At 61.3% G+C, this 6,328-nt stretch carries 4 protein-coding genes and 1 pseudogene; 1 reads left to right on the top strand and 4 read right to left on the bottom strand.

Going from position 1 to position 6,328, the window contains the following annotated elements; translation table 11 throughout:
* Positions 1-42 precede the first annotated feature (42 nt).
* The 4 genes from AC0L25_RS26185 to glmM form a co-directional block, all read right to left on the bottom strand.
* Complete coding sequence (locus AC0L25_RS26185; RefSeq protein WP_473598164.1) at positions 43-1,218, bottom strand: phosphoserine transaminase; 1,176 nt, start codon at positions 1,216-1,218, stop codon at positions 43-45.
* A 200-nt stretch (positions 1,219-1,418) separates the two neighbouring features.
* On the bottom strand, positions 1,419-2,168 hold the full coding sequence (locus AC0L25_RS26190) for an outer membrane protein (RefSeq protein ID WP_473598165.1): 750 nt from the start codon (positions 2,166-2,168) through the stop codon (positions 1,419-1,421).
* Between the two features lie 190 nt (positions 2,169-2,358).
* Entirely contained in the window at positions 2,359-3,204 is an 846-nt protein-coding gene (locus tag AC0L25_RS26195) for an outer membrane protein (RefSeq protein ID WP_473598166.1), read from the bottom strand.
* Between the two features lie 225 nt (positions 3,205-3,429).
* Positions 3,430-4,782, bottom strand: coding sequence for a phosphoglucosamine mutase (glmM, locus tag AC0L25_RS26200; protein WP_473598167.1), 1,353 nt, complete (start codon positions 4,780-4,782; stop codon positions 3,430-3,432).
* A gap of 524 nt (positions 4,783-5,306) precedes the next feature.
* On the opposite strand from glmM, the pseudogene AC0L25_RS26205 reads away from it, so the two are divergent.
* Positions 5,307-5,965, top strand: a pseudogene (locus AC0L25_RS26205) (hypothetical protein).
* Positions 5,966-6,328 lie beyond the last annotated feature (363 nt).

Genomic DNA, 6,328 nt, shown 5'->3' on the forward strand with positions numbered 1-6,328 from the left:
GATCCGTTTGGGAATGGCGGCCCGAGGGCCGCCACGGGAAACTCAAGCGGCCGCCTTGAGCGACGCCTTTTGTGAGGCAAAGGCCCAGTCGAGCCACGGCAGCAGCGCTTCTAGGTCGGAGGTCTCGACCGTCGCGCCGCACCAGATGCGCAGGCCGGGCGGCGCATCGCGATAGGCACCGATATCGTAGGCGACGCCTTCCTTGTCGAGCGTCGAGACGATGCCCTTGGCGAACACCGCTTGTCCGTCCGCATCGAGCGCGGCGACATCCGGGTCAGTGAAGGAAAGACAGACGGATGTGTTCGACCGCGTCGCCGGGTCGGTGGCCAGATGGCCGAGCCATGCGGATTTATCGACGAAACCGTCGAGAACGGCGGCATTGGCGTCGGCGCGGGCGATCAGCGCATCGAGCCCGCCGATCGACTTCGCCCAACGCAGCGCGTCGAGATAATCCTCGACGCACAGCATCGACGGCGTGTTGATGGTTTCGCCTTTGAAGATGCCTTCGATGAGCTTGCCGCCCGAGGTCAGGCGAAAGATTTTCGGCAGCGGCCAGGCAGGCTTGTAGCTTTCCAGCCGCTCGACGGCGCGCGGGCTGAGGATCAGCATGCCATGCGCACCTTCGCCGCCCAGCACCTTCTGCCAGGAAAAAGTGACGACATCGAGCTTCTGGAAATCGAGCTTTTGCGCAAAGGCGGCCGACGTCGCATCACAGATGGTCAGGCCCTTGCGGCTGGCCGGGATGAAATCACCGTTCGGCACACGCACGCCTGATGTCGTGCCGTTCCAGGTGAAGACCACATCGCGGTCGAAGTCGATTTTTGTCAGATCCGGCAGCGCGCCGTAACCGGCTTCGATCCTGCGCACGTCGGCAAGCTTCAGCTGCTTGACCACGTCGGTGACCCAGCCGGAACCGAAACTCTCCCAGGCGACCATGTCGACGCCGCGTTCGCCAAGCAGCGACCACAGCGCCATCTCGACCGCGCCGGTGTCCGACGCCGGCACGATGCCTATGCGGTAATCTGCGGGAATCTGGAGGATCTCTCGCGTCAACTCGATCGCTTGTTCGAGCTTGGTCTTGCCAATCTTGGCGCGATGCGAGCGTCCGAGCGCGGCATTGGTCAGCGCCTCGGCCGACCAGCCGGGACGTTTTGCACAGGGACCTGAGGAAAAATTGGGATTTGCCGGACGGAGTCCGGGCTTCGTATGCGTCGTCATCGTGGTCTATCCTTCCAGATAGTGGCCCCTCGTTGGGGAGGGGTGGCCCACGGACGGCGATATGCGTTCAGGCGTCAGGCGTCAAGGGGAAAGTTTTTGTCGCTGGCAGGATACTGGTCACTTGTGATGAGAATGCATGGCCTCGAAACACGAACGGCGGCCCCGAAGATCCGCCGTCTAGCTTGTCGCGTGCGCAGCACCTACCAGAGGTCGTAACGCAACCCGAGCTTGACTTGATGATTGCTGATCCCTTTGTCGATCGGATAGGAAGTCAGGCTCTCGGCAGTCGCATATTCGGCGTCGGGCGCGGAAAAATACTGATATCCCAGGTCTACGGAAACATTCTTGGACACTTGATAGGCAAGGCCTGCATTCAGCGTGTAAGCGAAGGAATACTGGGTCTTGTCGTCCTGCAGAACGAAATCGTCGGTAGGGTCATTGTTGTCGGTGAAATAGCTCGCTGAAAGCTTGCGATTGCTCTGGACGACACCGATACCCGCGCCGAGATAGGGCGTGATCCCGACATAGGTGCCAAGATCGACATAGCCATTGAGCATGCCCGAGAAGGCGTAGTTCTTCAGGGACGCTGATGCCACGGTCGTTCCGTCATCATAGCCGACGCTGGTCTTATTGCCGGGCAGATAGCCGAAATTGAGATCGGCACGCAGATAGTCATTGAAATGGTAGCCGAAGCCGATGCTGGCAAAGATCGGATCCTCATTGTCGCTGAAGCTCGCCGGTGTGAAGGCGAAATCCTCATCTTCGAAGCTCTTTTCCGGCAAATAGGCAACATCGCCGCGCAGATACCATCCCGAACCGACTTCGACCGGCACATAGTCCGGCGCCTGGTCGACATAGATCGGCGGATCGTAGTCGGCACCAAGTGCCTGCGACAGCGGCGTCAGGGCGATTGCTGCAAGCGCCAGCGCTATACGCGATTTGACTGTCATGATCCCGGCTCCCGAAGGTGGCGCCATTCGCGATCGCGAGCGCCGTTTCAGGAAGCATTGTTAACCATAGTGGTTAAGTGGTGGTTAAGGATAACAAGGGGTTAGCGAATTGATTTTGATGCGCTTTCCCGACACAAACGGAAACCGCCCGGCTTTCGCCGGGCGATGCGCAAACCTGCTTTCGAAGCGATTACTTGGTGTAGACCGGTTCGGGTTCGTAGGCGATCGGCTCCGGCTGGGCGCAGTCCGAGTTGCCGAACTGATAGCGCAGGCCGCCGCGCACTTCGTGCACATTGATGCCCTTGTCATAGCCGGGACCGACATTGCTGTCTGAAGCGTAATCGAACATCTTGCCGCCTTCGATATGGCTGAAGCGGTAGCCGAGATCGAGCTTGACCCGATCGGTCAGGCAGTAGGATGCGCCCGCCATGGCAGCATAGGCAAAGCGCCAGCCCTTGCCGCCATGATGCTCGAAATCGCCGTCGATATCGCTGTTGTGCAGCGTATCCCACTTGACCCAGGCGCCGCCGATGCCGGCGCCGACATAAGGCGTGATGCCGTGCCAAGTGCCGATATCGACATAGGCATTGGCCAGGAGCAGAAGCGCCGAATAGGACGAGGTGTCGGTCGAAGTGCAGGGCGTTTGATTAATGCCGCAGAAGCCGCTGGTCGAGCCGCGGAAATCGGATTTGCTCATCCAGTCCAGAGTGAGATCGGTGCGAAAATGCTGGTTGATCTGGTAACCGACGCCGGCACCGGCCGAGAAGGCGCCCTCCAGTTTGCCGCTGTCGAAGCTGCCGGGATTCTGCGGCGGGGCCGCGCTATACGTGATGTAGTCGCCGCCGCGGAACTTCGACCAGTGGTAATCGATGTCGCCGCGAATGTACCAGCCGCCATATTCGACCGGCTGCTCGTAGACGGGCGGCGGCGGGGCCGGCTCGACCACGGGCGGCTCGACGAAGTCGGCGGCGAACACTGGTCCGGCCACGCCCGCGAGCAGCGCGGCAAAGAGGGCCATTCTTGCTGTATTGAACATAACTTGTCACCCCTGAGAACCCTCGGCACAGCGAACGCGTCCGAATCTGATTGGCTTCAGTCGTGGATAATGAATCGGAAAAGTTAAAACGCGTTTAACCGTATCGCTTAACCATGAATCTCAAAATCTTTCAGGATTTCGCGTCATTTCCCATGGATTAATTGTAGTGCGACCCAATAAAAGCCCGCCGGAAGGCGGGCTTTCAAACTGGCAAAAGCTCTGGGATCAGGCGGCGCTGCGCGTTTCCGAAATGACCTCGACGATGTCGTTGACGACGGCCTCGACCAGTTGCTGATCGTCGCCTTCCGCCATGACGCGGATGAGCGGTTCCGTGCCGGACGGCCGGATGACCAGGCGCCCAGCCTTGCCCAGGCGGTGGCGTCCATCTTCGATCGCCGCCTTGACCAGGGCTTCCTCGAGCGGCTTGCCGCCGGAAATATGAACGTTCTTCAGCAGCTGCGGCACCGGCGCGAACTTCTTCGACAGTTCGCTGACCGGCCGGTTCTGCCGCTTGATGCAGGCGAGCACCTGGAGCGCCGAGACGAGGCCGTCGCCGGTGGTAGAAAAATCGGACAGCACGATGTGGCCCGACTGTTCGCCGCCGACATTCAGGCCGTGCGCACGCATGTGCTCGACGACATAGCGGTCGCCGACCTTGGTGCGGTGCAACTGCAGGTTCATGTCGCCGAGGAAGCGTTCGAGGCCGAGATTGGACATCACCGTCGAGACGACGCCGCCTCCGGCCAGCCGTCCGCTCTGATGCCAGGATTCGGCGATCAGTGCCATGATCTGATCGCCATCGACGATCGCGCCATTCTCGTCGACGATAACGACGCGGTCGGCATCGCCGTCGAGCGCGATGCCGATATCGGCGCGCACTTCGTGCACCTTCTTCTGCAGGCCGGCCGGATGGGTCGAGCCGCATTCCTTGTTGATGTTGAAGCCGTTTGGCTCGACATTGATGGCGACGACTTCGGCGCCGAGTTCCCACAGCGCCTCGGGCGCCACCTTGTAGGCAGCGCCGTTGGCGCTGTCAACGACGATGCGCAGGCCCGAAAGCGACATCGACCGTGGCAGCGTGCGCTTGGCGAATTCGATGTAGCGGTCATGGACGCCGTCGACGCGCTTGGCGCGGCCGAGCCCGTCCGAATCGGCGAGCGCCAGGTCGATATCCCTGTCGAGCATCCCCTCGATGCGCTCCTCGATCTCGTCGGAGAGCTTGTAGCCATCTGGGCCGAACAGCTTGATCCCGTTGTCGTAGTAAGGATTGTGCGAGGCCGAGATCATCACGCCGATGTCGGCGCGCAATGAGCGCACCAGCATGGCGACCGCGGGCGTTGGAATCGGGCCGAGCAGGAACACGTCCATGCCGGCGGCGCACAGGCCCGACACCATCGCATTCTCGATCATATAGCCGGAAAGTCTGGTGTCCTTGCCGAGCACGACGCGGTGGCGATGGTTGCCGCGCTGGAACGAAAGGCCGGCGGCCATGCCGACCCTCATGGCGACCTCCGCCGTCATTGGAAACCTGTTGGCGCGCCCGCGAATGCCGTCCGTACCGAAATAACTTCCTGCCATGCTAGCCAGCTTCCCGATGGTTCTTTTCCGGCACGTCATGCCATAAATTGGCCCGAGCCCTATCATCACAATGCATGATTATAGGTCACCAATCCTTAGAAAATTGTTGTTTTGTGTGTTTTGTGTCACGCTCGTGCGTGGATTGTCAAGTTGCCTGCGCTGGTTGCGGCAGCAGCGTTCATGAACTTCAGACTGCATCTGGATTCTTTGTTGTGTCAGTCAGTAGGCACTGAATTCGTAATCCGCGGGTCGAGTGGCCCTGGATCGGGCATTCAGTTGCGCCGTACCGGCGACACTCAATCCAACCCGCCATGTCAGGCAGTCCCTCACTGTGGGTCGCTCTATGCGCGCTTTCCGTGCAAAAGCGCTCGGGAAAATGTACCTGGCGGACAGGAGCTGGCCACGACTTTATCGAAATAATGCACTTTCCGACAGCTTTTACGCCATTTAGCCTCTGGCGCAACCAGTCGTTGAGTGCTATTGCTTGCTTGGTACATATCATGAACATCGGAGGGAGAAGACGCATGCTCATCCATCAACTTGCCACTTTGACGGGTCTCGCCGTCGCGACTTTGTTCCTGGCGGCGCCTGCCAATGCGCTGACCATGCCGAATGCAGCACCAAGTATAACGCGGCAAAGGACGCCGGAACACTTGGCGAGCAGAACTGGAACCAGTTCCGCAAGGCAGAATGCGGCACCGACGCCGCCGACGCCAAGCCAGCCGCGGCGGACAGCACCAGCGCTGCCGGCGACGATGCGGCCGCCGCAGCGACGACCAAGGCAGCGGCAACTGCCAAGGCCGGCAGCGGCCTCAGCAGGGCGGATTGCAGCGCCAAATATCGGGCGGCCAAGACCGCCAACACGCTGAACGGCATGAAATGGAACGACTTCCGCATAAGCCAGTGCGGCGCCAGTGCTTTCGACGACGACACCAAGCCGGCAGCCGGTCAGGCAAGCCTCACCAGCCAGCCGGAAAAGCCGACCGTCACCGCTCCCCAGGGAGTGACGTTTCCGAAGGCGATCTCCGCCAAATACAGCAGCGAAACCCCGTCCAAGGCCCGTATGCACACCTGCCGCGACCAGTACCACGCGAACAAGGAGGCCGATACGCTGGGTGGCCTCAAGTGGATCCAGAAGGGTAGCGGCTTCTACAGCCTTTGCAAAGCAGCGCTGAAGAGCTGATCGGCAGTAACACCTGAAGACAGGAAGGGCCCGCGAACCGCAAGGTTCGCGGGCTTTTTTTGTTGCCGGCGGCGGCGGACGGTCCTGCGGGCGCCGGCGAAGCCACTGCCAATCTCCCCTCAAGAGAGTCCTTAAGGGGGAGATGTCCGGCAGAACAGCGGAAGGATCGCGGCATCATTCCAGCTTGGGGTTCCTCGCCCCCCACGAGAGTGGGGGAGAGGTGGCTCGGCGAAGCCGAGACGGAGAGGGGGAGCTGCGCTCTACGACAGCCCCCTCTCCGGGGGGGGGGGGGGCCCCCCCCCCCCCCCCCGCCGGGGGGGGGGGGGGGCCGCGGGGGGTGGGGGGGGGGGGGGGGGGGGGGTA

Source organism: Mesorhizobium sp. WSM4813, from assembly GCF_055811555.1.